14 protein-coding genes, 1 tRNA gene and 1 pseudogene are annotated in these 17,317 nt (G+C 58.9%); 6 read left to right on the forward strand and 10 right to left on the reverse strand.

Annotation, left to right across the window (positions count from 1 at the left end):
• Positions 1-354: 354 nt before the first annotated feature.
• Complete coding sequence (locus ACSH0F_RS09565) at positions 355-1,731, reverse strand: DUF1254 domain-containing protein (protein ID WP_435202223.1); 1,377 nt, start codon at positions 1,729-1,731, stop codon at positions 355-357.
• Positions 1,732-1,941: 210 nt separating this feature from the next.
• Here ACSH0F_RS09565 and ACSH0F_RS09570 point away from each other — a divergent pair, with 210 nt between their 5' ends.
• The 3 genes from ACSH0F_RS09570 (at position 1,942) to ACSH0F_RS09580 (ending at position 4,640) form a co-directional block, all read left to right on the forward strand.
• Entirely contained in the window at positions 1,942-2,442 is a 501-nt protein-coding gene (locus ACSH0F_RS09570; RefSeq protein WP_435203145.1) for a Crp/Fnr family transcriptional regulator, read from the forward strand.
• Positions 2,443-2,614: 172 nt separating this feature from the next.
• Entirely contained in the window at positions 2,615-3,607 is a 993-nt protein-coding gene (locus ACSH0F_RS09575; protein ID WP_435202225.1) for a TonB-dependent receptor, read from the forward strand.
• Between the two features lie 16 nt (positions 3,608-3,623).
• Positions 3,624-4,640: a TonB-dependent receptor domain-containing protein gene (locus tag ACSH0F_RS09580; protein WP_435202227.1), complete on the forward strand. Its 1,017-nt coding sequence runs from the start codon at positions 3,624-3,626 to the stop codon at positions 4,638-4,640.
• Between the two features lie 124 nt (positions 4,641-4,764).
• On the opposite strand, the pseudogene ACSH0F_RS09585 reads toward ACSH0F_RS09580, so the two are convergent.
• From ACSH0F_RS09585 to ACSH0F_RS09595, 3 genes and pseudogenes are all read right to left on the reverse strand, one after another.
• Positions 4,765-5,348, reverse strand: a pseudogene (locus tag ACSH0F_RS09585) (tyrosine-type recombinase/integrase).
• Between the two features lie 408 nt (positions 5,349-5,756).
• Positions 5,757-6,236 (reverse strand): MgtC/SapB family protein, encoded by a 480-nt coding sequence (locus ACSH0F_RS09590; RefSeq protein ID WP_435202229.1) that lies wholly within the window; start codon positions 6,234-6,236, stop codon positions 5,757-5,759.
• Between the two features lie 145 nt (positions 6,237-6,381).
• Positions 6,382-6,666, reverse strand: a complete 285-nt coding sequence (locus ACSH0F_RS09595; protein WP_435202231.1) for a hypothetical protein — start codon at positions 6,664-6,666, stop codon at positions 6,382-6,384.
• A gap of 827 nt (positions 6,667-7,493) precedes the next feature.
• Between ACSH0F_RS09595 and ACSH0F_RS09600 the strand changes: the two genes are divergently transcribed.
• The 3 genes from ACSH0F_RS09600 (at position 7,494) to ybaL (ending at position 11,025) form a co-directional block, all read left to right on the forward strand.
• Positions 7,494-8,732: a potassium/proton antiporter gene (locus tag ACSH0F_RS09600; protein WP_435202233.1), complete on the forward strand. Its 1,239-nt coding sequence runs from the start codon at positions 7,494-7,496 to the stop codon at positions 8,730-8,732.
• Complete coding sequence (locus tag ACSH0F_RS09605; protein ID WP_435202235.1) at positions 8,729-9,283, forward strand: hypothetical protein; 555 nt, start codon at positions 8,729-8,731, stop codon at positions 9,281-9,283. Before ACSH0F_RS09600 ends, ACSH0F_RS09605 begins: the two co-directional genes overlap by 4 nt.
• A 101-nt stretch (positions 9,284-9,384) precedes the next feature.
• The gene (ybaL, locus tag ACSH0F_RS09610; RefSeq protein WP_435202237.1) at positions 9,385-11,025 is read left to right on the forward strand and encodes a YbaL family putative K(+) efflux transporter; all 1,641 of its coding nucleotides are present in this window, start codon (positions 9,385-9,387) and stop codon (positions 11,023-11,025) included.
• 110 nt (positions 11,026-11,135) lie between these two features.
• Here the strand turns inward: ybaL and ACSH0F_RS09615 are convergent, their stop codons facing one another.
• The 6 genes from ACSH0F_RS09615 to fabF all read right to left on the reverse strand — a co-directional run bounded on the left by ACSH0F_RS09615 (position 11,136) and on the right by fabF (position 17,211).
• The gene (locus tag ACSH0F_RS09615; protein ID WP_435202239.1) at positions 11,136-12,689 is read right to left on the reverse strand and encodes an MFS transporter; all 1,554 of its coding nucleotides are present in this window, start codon (positions 12,687-12,689) and stop codon (positions 11,136-11,138) included.
• Positions 12,690-12,816: 127 nt separating this feature from the next.
• The gene (locus ACSH0F_RS09620) at positions 12,817-14,070 is read right to left on the reverse strand and encodes a tyrosine-type recombinase/integrase (RefSeq protein WP_435202241.1); all 1,254 of its coding nucleotides are present in this window, start codon (positions 14,068-14,070) and stop codon (positions 12,817-12,819) included.
• Between the two features lie 177 nt (positions 14,071-14,247).
• A tRNA-Met gene (locus tag ACSH0F_RS09625) sits at positions 14,248-14,324 on the reverse strand.
• Positions 14,325-14,451: 127 nt separating this feature from the next.
• Positions 14,452-14,979 carry a 2'-5' RNA ligase family protein gene (locus tag ACSH0F_RS09630; protein WP_435202243.1) on the reverse strand — a complete coding sequence of 176 codons (528 nt, stop codon included), beginning with the start codon at positions 14,977-14,979 and terminating at the stop codon, positions 14,452-14,454.
• A complete protein-coding gene (gene mltG, locus ACSH0F_RS09635) occupies positions 14,976-15,950 on the reverse strand; it encodes an endolytic transglycosylase MltG (protein WP_435202244.1) in 975 nt (324 codons plus the stop codon). The genes ACSH0F_RS09630 and mltG overlap by 4 nt, the downstream gene beginning before the upstream one ends.
• Position 15,951: 1 nt before the next feature.
• Positions 15,952-17,211, reverse strand: a complete 1,260-nt coding sequence (gene fabF, locus ACSH0F_RS09640) for a beta-ketoacyl-ACP synthase II (protein WP_435202246.1) — start codon at positions 17,209-17,211, stop codon at positions 15,952-15,954.
• Positions 17,212-17,317 lie beyond the last annotated feature (106 nt).

Raw genomic sequence — 17,317 nt, forward strand, 5'->3', positions numbered from 1 at the left:
CCCGTCGTCGATCATCGCTGGCTGACTTACGCGCGAGCACCCCCGCCATGCAACGTCCGCAATCGGGTCGTTAGCTGCCTGACCGCTCAGGGCACACCGGTAGCTCGGTGAAAATGTCGTCAGATGGGTGGATAGCGGACACCCGAGCGGATCGCTGAGATTTCTGGCGTTGGGCCGTTTGCCGATTGTCCGGTTCTCTGGTAAAGTCCGAAAAATCTGCCGTTCCGCTAAAGACCCGATAGCGGTCATCCGGTCGCGTCGGCTCCATCATCCGATCGAGCAACTTAGCGCGGAAGGCGAACTTAAACCGGGCTGTCGACACATTGAAAGACAATGCCAGGCTAGGCTGGACGATCAGTCGGCCTCGACCCTGATTACAGCAGGAAGTGAAAACGATCCGTCAGCAAAGCTCGCGCGGGGCCGGTAAGCGCGGAAAACGAGCAGGAAATGTCCCGACGGGGCGGGAAGCCAGTTGGTTCGATCGGTCGGCTCTTCGTTTGAGATATCAACGCCGATGGTTCCGTCGGCCGACTGTTCGATGCCACTCGTTACACTGTTCACGGAATAACGGCCGATATTGTTCTGGTAGAGAAACCAGCGGCCTGCGCCATCGCTCTCGTAAAGGGTGAGCGACCAGAAGGCATCGACCGGTACGTCGCCGGGTATCACCAGCCGATAGCGCGATGAGCCGACAAGGGGGGCGCCATCGGAGTCCTCGGACGTCAGTGGGTTGATAGCCTCGGACACCGGAAGTGCTGCTAGCCCTCCCAGAGCAATCGCGCTGCGATAGGTATCGTCGGACCCGAATGCGGCAATGTTGGATTGCGGATATCGCCAGCCATGGCGCAGCACCCCGGATTTCTTCAGGGCCCGGCCCGTTTCGTCGTAGAACCGTGACAGATGGCGATCGAATACTGCTCCCATCTCTGGATCTATCCGCGGCACGAAAGGGATGGTGGCCTCCCAGCCTAGCGCAAGGGCAATGCAATTAAGCCGCTCTGCATGACCCTGCGGAATTGGTCCACGTGCCATCGCTTCATTGACGATCGCCACAAACTGGCTGCCATCTGGACGTGAGGGTATCGGCGTCCTTGCCTCGGCGGAGGTGCCGCCGTCTGCGCCGTTGCCCCCTGAAAGGCGGTAAGCGCCTTGCAAACGCTGCGCTTGCGCCAGGTCGCTTGTTCCCGCTGCAAAGGTACGGGCCACCAGCCAGACGTCCCTCGTCGGCGAACGGATGACGGTTTCCTGCGACCCTGCCTTGCCGTTCCAGTGGGGCCCGACGATCAAAAAGTCTCGCGCATCCCGCTGCTCTTCGTTGCGAAGGATCGCAAAGGCATCCGAGAAGGGGTGCATGAGTTCGACGCTGTGATAGCGCGATCCCATTGCCGGGATCGTGAGGCGTTGCGGGCCACCCGTCAGATCGAGCCACGCCGTCGAATACAGCGTGTCGGTATTCGGCATGGTGATAGACCGGTCGCGCGGTTGCGAAAGCGTAGTGCGGTGCAACAGGTGATTGGTCCGCGCGCCGGGTCGGGAAAGCATCCGCTGGCGCGTGCGCCAGACTTCATAGAGCGGGAGTGCAAAGCGGTAGACGCGCGCCGCAGCCTCTGCCTCCGTCAGGATGCCCGGCCGGCAATCAGGAAGCGCCTGCTTTGGATCACTTTCACCCGCGTTTGCCACCGAACCTGCGGAAAATCCCAAGATCGCCATAGCCAAGCAGAACCTCATCATCGCTGATCTTCCGTTTGCGCATCTGCGAAAAATTGACGCGACCGGACACGCCGCAGCGTGCGGATTGTGATGAGCCTAACAGGATGGCTTGGAAGTAAATGTCGAAAATGCAACATTGTGCACCGATGGATCTCTCCCGCTTCCGCCCGCAGCCGTTTTTGAGCTTCCTGTCAGACGATCAGATCGCTCGGCTGAAAGCCGCGGGCCGGAATCTACGGTGCGGACGGCGAATTCATCCTGACCTCGTTTCTTGGTGCGGGCCATTCCTTCGGCGAGTTCACCGTGTTCACCGAGCTGCCCCTCAGCCACGATATCTCCGCTGTCGGGCCGACCACCGTGATTCGCATCCCTTCGAGCACCTTTCTGGAACTCGGCGCGGCCGAACCAGCCTATCTCGCGGCCCTAATGCGCGCCACGTTGATGCGGTCGCACATCCTGCTGGAAATGCTCCATGCAATCCGCATCCTGCCTCTGGTGCCGCGCGTGGCCAAGTTCCTGCTGATCCTCACGCCGCCGCCACCCGCCAAACCCAAGGTGCGGTTCAAGCAGGCCGATCTTGCCGCGACCATCGGATTGTCGCGCGCCTCGATGAACCGCGCGCTGACCGAACTCGAGAAACTGCGACTCATCCGGCGGCAATACGGCGCGATAGAGGTGTGCAATCTCGATCAGCTGCTTGGCTGGCTCAAGAATGAAAGCGGCGAATACTGACCGCAAAGGGCAACTTGCAGGGTGGACGGTCCGCAACAGCAAATGTTGCAAATAAGACATTCGTATCGGGACGGCACTGTTAGATTTCCGACATGACACCGATCCCGGCTCTGCTCCGGGTGGGGGGCCACGAGGCAACAAGCCTCGGGCGATGCGGAGAGGAACAAGGCACATGCAGATCAGTATTCAATCGGCCCGCTGGCTGCTCGCAGGCGCTTCGGCGCTGGCGATGGCGATGTCGCCCACACTTGCCATCGCGCAGGAACAGGGCGCGCAGGAACAGGGCGAGCCGGAATCTGGCGAGGAGGGGGCAGGCCAGCTTCCGACAATCATCGTCAGTGCCACCCGCCGGGCCAATGATGTGCAGGACGTGCCGATCGCGGTCACGGCGATCAGCGCCGAGGCTCTCGATCGCGCGGGAGTGGCTGACATCACCACGCTCGACACGGTGGTTCCGAGTTTCAACCTGAATGCTTCGGGCACCACCACCGGGGGCATGACACTGCGCATCCGGGGCATCGGCACCACCGGCAACAATGCCGGGCTGGAAAGCGCAGTGGGCGTGTTTCTCGACGGGGTCTATCTCTCGCGGCCGGGTGTCGCGCTCGGCGACCTGCTCGATATCGAACGGGTCGAGGTGTTGCGCGGACCCCAGGGCACCCTGTTCGGACGCAATACATCTGCCGGTGCGCTGGACATCCGCACCCGCAAGCCCGAACTCGACCGAATCGAAGGCTTCGCCAACGCGACCTATGGCAATTTCGACCTCGTCAACCTTCAGGCCGGCATCAACCTTCCGCTGGTGACCGACAGGGTTGGGCTTCGCCTCGCAGGCGCAGTGCGTGACTGGGATGGCTACATCACCAACCCGACCGGGGTGCAGAGCAATTCGATCGAGCGCCTCGTTCTTCGCGGGCAGGTGCTGTTCGATTTCGGATCGGCGGGCGATCTGCGCATCATCGGCGATTATACCGAAGGAGACGACAGCTGCTGCCATGCAATCTGGGTGCGTGACGGGACGAGTGTCAATTTCCCTGCTTTCGGCCTGCCCGCAGATGGCGGCGCGCCGAATGTCGGCGATGCGGCGCTAGACGGCCGCAGGTCCAACGACGGTCAGTTCGATACCCAAGGACGGTTCCTACACCCAGCTGGATGGCGAACATGACGCCTGTCTGGGCACGTTGGGCGCAGGGGCAAGCAATTTCCTCGGCTTTGCCGGGGTGGGTCTAAACTGCTTCGTTTTCGCTGCACCCAGCCTTGAAAGGCTGGGCCGGATCAACCCGGCGCTTGCAGCAAATCCACTGGCGCAGGCGCTGTTGCCGCGCGAGTTCGACCAGACCTTCAAGGACGACGAACTGGTTTATACCCTCAACGCCACCTACCGGCCGACCGACGCGATCACGCTCTATGGCAGCTTTACCCGCGGGTTCAAATCCGGCGGCTTCAATCTCGATGCCTCGGCTGCGGTCGGCGGCAGGGGCCCGCGCTTTGACTCCGAAAAGGTCGATGCCTACGAAATCGGCCTCAAGGCCGAGCTGTTCGATCGCCGGGCGCGGGTAAACATGGCGCTGTTCGACCAGCACCTGAGCGGGTTCCAGGTTCTCGACTTCACCGGCATCCAGTTCACCACCTTCAATGTCGACAAGGCACGCAGCACCGGCTTTGAAATCGAGAGCGAGGCGCAGGTGTCCGATCACCTGTCAGCCAATCTTGCCGTTACCTACACCGATGCGCGCTATCCGAATGATTGTGCCGAGCTCGATCCTACTGCGCCGGCGTTCAGGCCGAACGTGGCAACGCTGTGCGGTGCCTCGCTCACCAACGCGCCCGATTGGACGATCATTTTCGGCGCAGCTTACGAGCGGCCCATTTCTGACAACTTCGATTTCTTCCTGTCGGGCAGCGCCCGCTACGAGAGTGCGCGGCGCACATCGACGCTTCCCACCGAAGTCCTGCGGCCGGATCTGCCATTGCCGGGCGATATTCAGGAGGCCAACATCAGGGTCAATCTGCGCACCGGCATCGACATCGATAACGGACGCTGGGCGCTGGAGTTTTGGGGCAGCAACATCTTCGATGAACGCATCCGCAACGGCGCCTTCACGGTCCCGTTGCGCGGTGCGCTGGGTAATCGTGCGCGGGCATCGTTCGTCAGTGACCCGGCAACCTATGGTGTGACGGTAAGAACCCGCTTCTGAGGTCGCCTCAAATCCCACCAATGACCTGACAGCGCGCAGTGCTTCCGGAAATGCTAGTTTTCGAGATCAGTTTTCCACCCCAAGAGCGGACGCCAGCCCATTGCGAGCTGGCGCCCAGCAACAGTCAGATTTCAGTTTTCTCGGCTAGCGGCAGAGCGTCTTCTATATCGACGCCGAGATAGCGAACGGTGTTTTCGATCTTGGAATGCCCAAGCAAGATTTGGATTGCTCTGATGTTGCCCGTGGCCTTGTAAATGATCGAGGCCTTGGTTCGGCGAAGTGAATGTGTTCCATATTCTTCCGGCCGCAAACCTATCGCATCAACCCACTCATCGACCAGTCGAGAATATTGGCGCGTGCTGAGATGCCGCGCGTGATCAATGCGGCTTTGAAAGACATAGTCTTCAATCTCGCCACCTCTATGCTCGAGCCACGCATACAAGCTCGCCCTGGCGTCTGATGCGATTTCAAGTTGAACTGGTCGGCCGGTCTTTCGTTGAGTGATTGTCGCCCGCGTTCTTACTTCGGAACCGCTAACGAGATCGCCAAATCGAAGAGGACTCGATCTCGTATGCGTTTCTCGCGGTCAAGGTCGAACCGGATCGCCCATATCTGTTTCTGATTGAAGGGACGCTTGGGTCCGATCTTGGCACCGAAGTTCCATGGCACTCGGTTCTGCGATGCTGGGTCGTATTGAGAGTATGTCATCTTCATTCTCCTTGGCCGGAATGGCCGCAGAGAGGGTCCGCTTTCAGGAGCTAAGATCTCGGATCACTATGTCTTAGACGGGGGCGCGTAGCTGAACGTCCGCTTTCACCAAGAGCGCTCTGATGGATTTTCGGCCGGTAGCGGTCTGTCTGGTATTGGCGTGGGACCACGTGGAAGCGGACCCTCGGCACCGGTCCGAGGCGAATCTCTCCGATTGTTGCGGCTTTAGGCATAAGGCCTGAGACGACAAGACCCTTGGAGTTTCCGCGCATGGATCGCAGCATCGGTCCTGTTCTCGCTCATAGCACGCCAGCTCCAACACCGAGGACAGGTAGAATAGGACTAAGGCGTGTGCCTTACCGCGACCAGACAGCGCATTGTAAAAAAGTATTGCCTGCCTGTTCCTGACTATGCCTCGCGGTCTTCGCCGGGTTGCTCCTCATGATCAAGATGGCCGAAGTGTTTCAATGGTGCCATTATCCAAAGTGTAGCAACCGTAATAATCGAAAGCATTATCGCGACATCGAGACTGCCGAGTGCGACCGAAGCTCCAATGGCTCCTGTGATCCACAGACTGGCAGCTGTTGCGGTTCCTTTGACAGAGTCTTTCAATCGTAGAATTGCTCCGCCCCCGATGAATCCCATGCCGGTTATTAGCCCCTCGACAATTCGGGCCATAGCTTCGGGCGTGTCGGCAGTTATCGATTCCGCTGCTTGGATGAACCCGCAGCTGGCGACCGCGACCAGCGGGAAGGTGCGAAGCCCGGCACTCCTCTCCGATTTCTCGCGGTTCCAACCGATTGGAAAGGCCAGCAAATAAGCGAGCGACAATGCGACAAGATGCGGCATGATGTCGAAATGGTCAGGCCCCAAGAATTGCTCGAACATGAAAAACTCCGATGTGCATAGATTAATAATCAGAGTTCGCTTTCAGGTTCCGAAAGCACGATGGAGCTATTCTTTACGGCCGTACGGATTCCCCGCCGTGAAACAGAACCCGCCCACTCGTCAACGAGTGAGCGGGCTCACCTAATCAAACGAAAAGCAAAATTAAAGCAAAGATAGCCAGAGACGCGAGCCCGATCACCAGCATTTCGGTTTTGCTAAATTTGTCGATGTGATCGGTTCGAAATATTGCGTAACCGGCCGGTTGTTTGCTCGCCAGGCTGGCCACTTCAAATGCGCTGGCTTCTTTCTTGAACCAGCGCTTTAGTTCGACCAGTTGCTCCTCGCTAACGTCGGGATACGAATTGAGTAGCTGTTCGATTTCATCGAACCGCGCGGAAGGGTCGGCATCTGCCGCCTTATGATGACTCATGAAAAAACACCTTAATCTATTTGGTCAGGCTAAGACCCCGATTGGAGGTCAGATAGATCAGGTGAGGATGGGCGGCCCTCTCGTCGGGGGCACAAGTCGCCAGCTAGACTTTAGAGGAGGTCCGGTCTTTCGGGGATCGAACGAACGGTCGACCGGGAAATCGGTATTCCGAGATCGAGCAACCGTGACGAGATCTGGCAGCGATGCAGGCTGGGGAACTGGAACCTGCTGCTCCACGCCATCGCGCTGCGCGAGTATCGCCACTTCGACGGTCGTCGCATCAAACGCTGAACCGCGGTTCCTGATTTCCGCGAATGGAGTGGAAGGTGTGGCCTGACACAGGACAGCAACGAGAACTGATAACAGCCCAAGCCTGAAAACAAATCTGCGTAAGTTGAACCACGCCATCCTTATGGTAATAATCGTCGAGGCAGCGCGCGGCAAGAACCTCAGCTGGCGAAATCAGCCCGGTTTGCCATCGATGCAGAGAGTATCACCCGGCTCAAGCGACGTGGTAGACGATATGCCTTCCAGATATATCAGCGTCTCCGCTTCTTGCTGTGTCATACCCATCGCAGTCGCGTGAGCCATAAGCTCCGGGAACGTAAAGCTCCGGCCACTCGATGAGCTTATTTTGAAGCCGCCGCTTTTATCGGTCTCACCCACGCAAGCTGCCAAGAGAAGCAGCGGCGCAGAGCTTATGAAAGTTCGATTTCCTACCATATACCTAAGGCTATCAGACCCACGTTTTCCGGTCGACTGGACGCAAACAGTGCCAACCGTTAGAATGTAAGTGTCAACCTACCCTCCCGTGCTATGGCCTGATCATGGCGTTTCTAGATACTGAATCCACGCTTCTCCTGATTGGCGTGCTGCTTTTGACAACTGTCCTTGCTGGAAGTCTTTCGAGCCGTTTCGGACTACCTGCACTTATCGGGTTTTTGGGCCTTGGTATGCTGGCGGGCGTCGAAGGACCGGGCGGAATTTCTTTCGACAACTTCGTCCTCGCTCAAGCCGTCGGCATAGCATCGCTCATCTTCATCCTTTTCTCTGGTGGTCTGGATACAGACTGGCGGGACGTTAAGAGAGTTGCGGGACCCGCGCTCATCATGGCCACCATCGGTGTTCTCATTAGCGCAGGCGTTGTGGCAGTATCGGCGGTATTTCTCTTAGGGGTTACACCTGCACAAGCAGCGCTCCTCGGCGCAATCATCGCTTCTACCGATGCTGCGGCGGTGTTCGCCATTTTACGTTCTACCGGACTGGATTTGCATGGTGACGTGCCCGCGCTCATCGAAGTCGAATCCGGCTCGAATGATCCCATGGCCATCTTTCTCGTCGGTGCCGTCCTGCTGTTCATGTCCAATCCCAGCGCCTCCCCCTTCGCCCTTGCACCTGACTTCATGATTCAGATGGTGATGGGAGCCCTGACAGGAGTAGGGATCGGCTTTGCCATGCCCGAGATCCTGAAGAGAGGCGGTTATCGCCAAGGTGGCTTGGCATTCGTGATTTCGATTGCGGCTGCCTTGATCGCATTCGGTGCCGCCGAACTGTTGTCGGGCAACGGCTTTCTCGCCGCCTATTTGGCGGGCCTCGTTGCTGGCAACCGTCATTATGCTGCCAAGCGCACCGTATCAACCTTCCAGGATGGAATGGCATGGCTTGCCCAAGTCGCCATGTTCTTGACCTTGGGACTTCTAGTGACACCCTCTCAACTCGGTCCGGTCATCGTTCCGGGTCTAGCAATCACGGCTATACTCATGTTCGTGGCGCGACCAATCAGTGTCTTTGTGTGCCTCGCACCTTTCCGGCAGTTCGGATGGCGGGCAAAGATATTTATATCGTGGGCTGGACTGCGCGGTGCAGTCCCGATCGTGCTGGCGACCTTCCCCATCGTGGCCGGCGTCGACGGAGCTTTTGCGATTTTTAACGTGGTCTTTTTCGTCGTTCTTCTGTCCAGTGTTATCCAGGGCCCTACAATCAACTGGGTCGCGAAGAGACTGGCCATAGGTGATCATTACGACCGGGCATCGGCGCGCCAACGCGCCTTGGAGGATATTCATTGAAGCCAACACCGTTTGTATGTTTGCTGGGTCTCTTACTTCCTAGCTGCGCGCCGGAAGGCAATGAGAGCGGATCCGAGGCGTCCCAAGTTTCGTCGCCGCCCGAGCCTGAAGTAGTTCAGGAAACTGATGTTCACGGGTTCGAGTTGGGTGAGCGAGAATATACCATCCCTGCCGCTTATATCCCCTCGATCCGGGTCGGCGGTCAGAAAGATTTCATACGGATAAAATTTCCCGATTTTGCTGCGGAGATTGTGCTCGATGAAAAGTCTGCGGGGAAATCGGACAAGACGGGTAGGGCACAAATATTCTCCGTCACTGACCATGATTACCCGCGTATTGAATATACCGAACGTGAGGACGGCGCGATCATAGCCTGCCGGCGCGGCATGATGGCGCAATCAGGGTGCGGCACAATTTTCGAATATGCGGGAATGGAGTGGACGCTTTTATTCCCGATAGGACTTCGTGACGAGGTCGAAGCGCTCGTCGGTAGAGCCACGCAATTGCTCGAAAAGCATTCAGTGGAAATTCGGCAAGAGAGCGCAAAATAAGACGACCCGGAAAAAGACCTAGTTCAGGACCAATAGACTTCGTCATTTCCCTACCCACACACGCTTGACGTGATAGAGGGTTTTAGGGCCTACTGCCGGTCATGCCTCATCATACGCCGCTCATAGCAACGATCGTCGCTGGACTGGTCGTGGCTTTTGCTATGGGGGCCCTTGCCTATCGTCTTCGCGTATCTCCGGTCGCAGGTTATCTGTTTGCCGGAGTCCTTATAGGCCCATTCACTCCCGGCTTCGTGGCGGATACCGATCTCGCGGTAGAACTCGCGGAAATCGGCGTAATCTTGCTGATGTTTGGCGTTGGCCTTCATTTTTCGCTGAAGGACCTGCTTTCTGTCCGCAAAATTGCCTTGCCAGGAGCGCTTGCGCAAATAGCTGTCGCGACGCTTCTGGGGTTCTTGCTGGCTCGCTATCTGGGCTGGACTATATTGGCCGGACTGATCTTCGGCCTCGCCCTGTCGGTAGCCAGCACCGTCGTGCTGCTCCGGGCGCTTCAGGCCCGGAATGCGGTGCAGACTGAACGCGGGCGGATCGCGGTCGGATGGCTCATTGTCGAAGATCTGGCGATGGTGATCGCGCTGGTGTTGTTGCCAGTCATCGCGCAAATCATGGAAGGTGGGAGTGGCAGAAGCACCCAGATTGCCGCACTTGTAGGGTTGACCCTCTTGAAAATCGGGGGGTTCATTGCGCTGATGCTCATAGTCGGTAAGCGTCTCATTCCTGCCGGTCTGCATTGGGTAGCCCATACGGGTTCGCGTGAACTTTTCCGGCTTGCTGTGCTCTCTATCGCTCTGGGGGTGGCGTTTGGGGCTGCTTACCTATTCGATGTTTCTTTCGCCCTCGGAGCATTCTTTGCCGGTATGATTCTGGGGGAGTCCCAGCTCAGTCGCCGCGCAGCTGAAGAAACGCTCCCTTTGCGAGACGCGTTTGCCGTCCTGTTTTTTGTTTCGGTTGGCATGCTGTTCGATCCGTCGGTGGTGGTCGAACAGCCGTGGCCTTTGCTCGCGACGGTAGCGATCATCATTTTCGGAAAGTCCATCGTCGCCTACGGAATTGTTCGCGCATTTCGTTTCTCGAATGAGACTGCACTGACTGTTTCCGCCAGTCTCGCACAAATCGGCGAATTCTCATTCATTCTCGCAGGTCTTGGGGTGGGACTTAACATCTTGCCGCAAGAGGGCAGGGACCTGATACTGGCCGGCGCCATCCTTTCCATCTTTGCCAATCCATTCATCTTCACTTTGATGGTAGGCCGCGCCCCTCTGCGTAGACCATTCCCGGCCGCATCACCTGAGGGCGAGCGCGGGGGTACTGTGTCAGAGAGCGGCAAAACGCACACGGTGCTCGTGGGGTATGGCCGTGTCGGGAAGCTGGTCGCCCAAGAGCTTAGGGCATCCGGCACATCTTTTTCGGTTGTCGAGTATCAAGAAGATATCGCTCAGCAAGCGCCCGACGGCCTGCATGTCATTACCGGCAATGCGACCATACCGGCAATTCTAGAAGAAGCAGGCCTCGAGAAATCGGACCGATTAGTGATCGCTATTCCTGGCGGCTTCGAAGCGGGCGGCATTGCTCAAATCGCCCGAGAGTTGAAGCCAACAATCGAAATGATCGCTCGGGCACATTCCGACGAGGAAGTTGCCTATCTTACCAAACTCGGAGTGGAACATGTGATAATGGGTGAGCGAGAGATTGCAGCCAAGATGTCGATGCTCCTCAGAGCCTAATCAATGCGCCCAGTCTCAATATTTTCAGCCCCGCAATGCGTGTATTTAGAGAATGATATGAGCGCAGTAGATCGCTTGAAGTTGGTTGTTTCAGCTGTTTTAACGCACAGTCAAGCTTCGAGCTCGCGGAGGCTTCGTCCGCGAGTTTCGCGCCCTGCCCAGGCGATAAGTAGTGCAGAGGCCGACATGGGAACCAGCAGGGCAAACGCCGCCCCGCCAAGAGTTGGGATCAGCCCGATGAGCGCAAATCCCTGCACCGCAACGCCGCCGAACTTGCTGCTTCCCGCCACAAGGCCGGTCGCTCTTCCGCGAACGCCGAGGGGGTAATTCTCGGCAGTGTAAGGTAGTAATACTGCTATCATGCCGTTGGTCCCAATGATGAGCATCGCGATGACACTCACAAGGACAAGCTGGATGGAAAGCACTGCGGGAGGCAGTAGCGCGCCAAAGAGTCCCGCGATGGTCAAGACGACTGTACCGACAAGTGTCCATTTGCTGCTCCAGCGACTGTACAGCCATGCGGCCAGCGCAATGGTCGGCAGGGCTAGCAACGCCGAACTGGCGAGGATACCGCTGGCCAATTCCGAGGAATAACCGCGAGCCTGCAGATCGGAGGGAAGCCAGAGCAACAGGCCGAAGTTGACGAAGCTCCATGCGAGAGCTGCGATCGATAATGCAGCGGTCAGTCCCCGATGCCGCTGATGCGCGAGGGTTGCATCTTCGGGTGCTGCGACACGCGCCTTCCGCACGATACCAAAGCGCTCCTGCATCCGCTTCAGGTCGCTTGCCCGCCCCTGCTCGGCGAGGAACCTTGGGGATTCCGGAATCAACCGTGCGAGTGCGAGAAGGAGCAGCGCGCTCGGAAAGCCCTGCAGCCAGAGAACCCGCCATCCGAAGTCGGGCTCGAAGGCGTGGGCGGCAGCGCTTGCTGCAAGGTATCCGCCTATGAGCCCGGTCCCTCCCACCAGCACGAGCACCCAGGAGCGGTGACGTGGAGGCATCACCTCCGCCAGCAAGGTATAGACAACCGGCAGCATCCCTCCGGCCGAAAGACCCATCAGGAAACACATTACAAGGTTCCAGAGAAACGAGGGCATCGCGCCGCAGATGGCCGTGGACGCAAACAGGATTGTCGACAGAAGTATCGAAACGCGCCTGCCGTAGATATCCGCCAGCCAGCCCCAGACAAAGGAGCCGACAGTGGTGCCGATCAACGCCACGAAGGGAAGCAGGGCCGCCGTGGACGGTTCAATGCCGTACTCGCGCGTCATGCCCGGCAGCACGAAACCAAGCGTTGCAGGCTTCATTACGTCAATCACGAGGCCGAGCGTTAGCACCAGGAGCACACCTGCATGCCAACGGTTTAGCTGCGTATCATCGCTGGCCTCGAAATTCGTCCCCGCCGTATCACCATGCGGCGACCGCCTAGCGGGTAACGCTCCCCAGCATGACAGCGGCACGCCGAGGAGAATAAGCCCCATCCCCGCAAACATTTCGGCATCCATATCCATGCCGACCAAGCGATTGTCGGTCATCTGATGAGCATGCACCAGCATCGGCAGATGCAGCAGCACACCCGCACTGATCAAAGCGCAACCGAGCCAGAAGAATGCGATACGATGGTCGGATCTCGGCGCCACTGGCAAGGGCTCGGTCAGGTTCATAGTGGCTCCCTATGCCTAACCCGGTGCAGCATCAACTAATCTGCAGATCCATCTCCGCTTTTGGCGGTCTCGGTGCCAGTAGCGAATGACCGGAATGAGGGCGCAAAGCTGTCACAGCCAAGCTGAGCTAGGCGGCATCAACCAAGCGTAGCGCCCCTTCCCCACTTCGACACTGATCGAGGTAATCAGCCCAGTCCTGCATCATGCCTCGACGAGGAACGAGATACTCGGCAGAATTATAGGCATCTCGCACTTCGTCCTCGTCACTGTGAGCGAGCTGCATCTCAACCCAATCCTTGTCGTATTTGCGCATCCAGGTGGACGCTCCTGGAAGCGGGACAAGTTGCTCATTAGCCCAAGTGCTGGCGAGGCTACGAAATCCATGCACCGTTTGGCGGGAATGGTATCCCAACCGATATAGCCCATAGATCATCGTGTTCTCGGATATGGGCTTGTTAGGCTTGGTGCCTGGGAAGATGTAATTACAGTCCGAACGCGCGATCATCACTTTCACAATTGACGCGGCCTGCGATGAAAGCGGAACGAGATGCTCCCTTTCCATCTTCATCCTTTCCTTCGGAATTCTCCAGACTGGCGTTGGTCCGTCGAGGCCTTCGAACTCGTTTTTCTCTGCAAAGCGAAGCTCTGAGGTGCGCACCCAGGTTAGAAAGGCAAAGGAAAGCGCCGCCTTTGTAACGTCCGAACGTCGGCCAACTTCATCCCTGTACCCTTCGATCTTACGCAATAGTTCAGGCAACTCGCTGGTCAGGACCTTTGCCATGTGCTTCACGCGCGGCTTGGGTTTCAGAGCACCCCCGAGATTAGAAGTCGGATCAAGCTCACAAAGTCCACTCGCGATAGCAAACTGGAACACTTGACCGATGCACTGCTTGGCGCGGCGGCTGATGTCGAGAGCCCCTCTTTCCTCAATCTTCTTTATGACACCGAGAACGATGGGAGGAGTAATTTCAGTCAGCAGGAGATCGCCCAGCACAGGAAGTACGTCGCGCTCCAGACGGGACCAAACCCGCTTGGCGTGGGCTGGTTTTATGCTGCCTAGTCGATTGTTGTGCCAGTTTGTCGCTACGACCCGAAAAGTCTTCTCGGCTGAGTAATCACGGCCAGGCTTGTGCACCATCGGATCTTTACCTTCGGCGAGCGCGCCCTTGGCGATCCTTTTCAACTCCCGCGCCGCGGAAATTCCGACCTTTGGATAGGCACCAAACGATAAGAGCTTCTCCTTGCCGCGGTACCGATACTTCATCTGCCAAAGTTTGGAGCCGTTGGCTTTCACGAGCACAAACAACCCTTCTCCGTCTGGCAGCTTGTAGTTTCTCTCAGCAGGATTCGCCTTTTTGATCTTCATGTCCGTCAACGGCATCGGGGGTATCACTCCTTTTCCTTCTCCACGAAAGTACCCCCAAAATACCCCCACACCAAATCCGGCTTCTTACGGACCCATGCGGAAGCAAGCGGACGCGAATCATACGCAACCCGTTGAGATAAATTTGTTTTTTGGAATGATACGGAAGTATGCGAACCCATCCGGATTCGACTATGGTAGCGGAGGAGGGACTCGAACCCCCGACACGCGGATTATGATTCCGCTGCTCTAACCACCTGAGCTACTCCGCCGCACCAAGTCTGCCTTGGGAGGCATGCCGGGGCTTTCGGCCCGCGCGGCAGGCGGCGCATTTACGGCGCAGGGAGCATGGGGTCAACCGCGCAATTCGCGGCTACGCAATTTTCTTTCGCGGTAGATCTACGCGGTGTCTTTGCCGCGGAAAGCGAAGGTCTTCACATGCTCCCACGGCCCGCCGCGATAATGGAAGAGGGAGAGGCCGGAGAAACGGAAACTGCGCGGCAGGATCGTGCCGCCGAGCTGTGCTTGCAGGGCCTTGGCTTCCTTGCCGCTGACCTTGTTCTGGATGGTCACGTGCAGGCGTGGCCTGTGCTGGTCCTGTTGGGTCAGGAGGCCATGAAAACCGTCGGCGAGCAGGTCGCGCAGGTGCAGCATGGCCGGGCTTTCAAGCTTGATCGCCGTCCCCCGCCCCAATGACATGAGTCCCACCACTTCACCCGGCACCGGTGCGAAATCGCGCGCCATGCGTTCGCATACCGTGACCACCTCGCCCTCGCACATGCCGGGCAGTGCGTGGAACAGCGTCACATGCGCTTCGAGGTAGTTGCGTTCGGGCGGGAAGTGCGCGTCACGCAGCGCAGTATAGCGCGCGTGCATGTCATCGGGGAGCTGCGCCGTCAGGATGAGCGGGGCCTCGCTCTCGCTCACATCTCACCGCGCTGGCGGCGGATCTCGAACCACTTCGCGACATTGGCATTATGCTCGTCGAGCGTTTCGGCAAAGGCATGTCCGCCGGTCCCATCGGCCACCATGTAGCGCGCCGTCGTTTCCGCCGGGTTCAGTACCGCCGCGATGGATTCGCGGCCCGGATTGGTAATCGGCCCCTTGGGCAGGCCGACCATGGTGTAGGTATTGTAGTCGTTGATCGCCGCGATTTCCGACTGGCGGATCCGGCGGCCGAGCGGCTTGCCCTTGGTGATCGGATAGATAATCGTCGGGTCGGCCTGCAGCAGCATGCCGTCCTTGACGCGATTGGAGTAGAGGCCGGCCACCATCCTGCGCTCGCGCGCGACGCCGGTTTCCTTCTCCACGATCGAAGCGAGGATGACCGCTTCCTCGATGCTGTCGACGGCGATGTCGTCGCCGCGCTTGGGCCAGGCCTCGGCGAGGTAGTTCTTCATCGCCGCCTGCATGCGCGCGAGCACTTCGCCCCGGCTTTCGCCGCGCTCGAAATCATAGGTGTCGGGCAGGACCGATCCTTCTGCAGGGACCGGGATTTCGCCGGTCAGCAGATCTTCCGCCATCAGCCGCTCGTAGACCATGATCGAAGGCAGGCCTTCGGGAATGGTCACGAAGCGGCGGATCACCTCGCCATGCTGGAACGTGTCGAGAATGCGCGCCGGGCTGGCGCCCGACGGCAGCAGGAACTCGCCCGCCTTGATAGGATCGCCCGAGCCGAGAATTTTCGCACGCAGCAGGAAGCCGTCGGCAGAACCGATAAGCCCCTCGTCCTCCAGCTTGTTCGCCACCGAGGTCAGCGTCGCGCCGGAGGGGACGATGAAGTTCGTATCCTCCTCCACATCCGCGCCGTCCCACCAGCCGGAGGCGAACCAGATCGCGCCGATCGCCAGGACAAGCGCGGCAACCGCGCCGATAATCAGCGCACCGGTCTTTTTCACGTCAGTCGACTTTCTTGACGATCAGCGAGGCATTGGTCCCGCCGAAACCGAAGCTGTTGTTGAGCGCGGCATGCACTTCGCGCTTGCGGGCCGTGTGCGGCACGAGGTCGACGCCTTCGGTGCCTTCGTCCGGATCGTCGAGGTTGAGCGTCGGCGGGACGATCTGGTCGCGGATCGCAAGGATGCAGAAGATCGCCTCCACGGCGCCCGCGCCGCCGAGCAGATGGCCGATAGCCGACTTGGTCGAACTCATCGATGCGCCGCCGAGATTGTCGCCCAGCACGCGCTTGACCGCGCCGAGTTCGATCGTGTCGGCCATGGTCGAGGTGCCGTGGGCGTTGACGTAGTCGATATCGCTCGCCTCCATGCCCGCTTTCTTCAGCGCCATGCGCATGGCGAGTTCGGCGCCCTTACCCTCGGGGTGCGGAGCGGTGACGTGATAGGCATCGCCTGAGAGGCCGTAACCGACCACCTCGGCATAGATCGTCGCGCCGCGCGCCTTGGCGTGCTCGTATTCCTCCAGCACCACCACGCCAGCACCTTCGCCCAGCACGAAGCCCTCGCGGTTCTTGTCGTAGGGGCGGCTGGCCTGCTCGGGTCGGTCGTTGTAGCCGGTGTTGAGTGCACGGGCCTGCGCAAAACCGGCAATGCCGAGCGGATTGATGGTCGACTCGGAGCCGCCGGCAAGCATGATGTCGGCATCGTCGTCGCGGATCATGCGCGCGGCATCGCCGATCGAATGGGCGCCGGTCGAGCATGCGGTGACGACGGCGTGGTTCGGCCCCATCAGGCCGTAGCGGATCGAAACCTGCCCGCTGACGAGATTAATGATCCGGCCGTGGACGAAGTGCGGGCTGACCCGGCCCGGACCGCGTTCGTGCAGATTGACCGACTCCTGCTCGATCCCCGGCAGTCCGCCGATCCCTGCACCGATCGAGACGCCCGCGCGCTCCTTGGTGGCCTGGTCCATCTCGGTGAGACCGGCATCTTCCAGAGCCTGCCCGGCGGCGTCGAGGCCGTAGACGATGAACGGATCGACCTGCCGCTGGATCTTGGGATCGACGCGCTTGTCCGGATCGAAGCCCCATTCGTGGTCCTTGGACTTCACCTCGCAGGCGATCTGCGCCTTCTGGTTGCTGGCGTCGAAGCGGGTGATCGGCCCCGCCCCACTCTTGCCCGCGATCAGGTTGGACCAGCTGGTTTCCACATCGCCGCCCAGGGGGGTGACGAGGCCAAGACCGGTAACGACCACACGACGCATGTATTTCTCCGAATAAAAGACAACAGGCCCGGCCCTTATCGGGTCGGGCCTGTCCGTTCCCGCCAATGAAGCAAGTTTGCCGAAAAGCGGCGGGTTTAGCGCCTAG

The sequence above is a fragment of the Qipengyuania sp. 902 genome, from assembly GCF_051195295.1.
Classification (GTDB): Bacteria; Pseudomonadota; Alphaproteobacteria; order Sphingomonadales; family Sphingomonadaceae; genus Qipengyuania.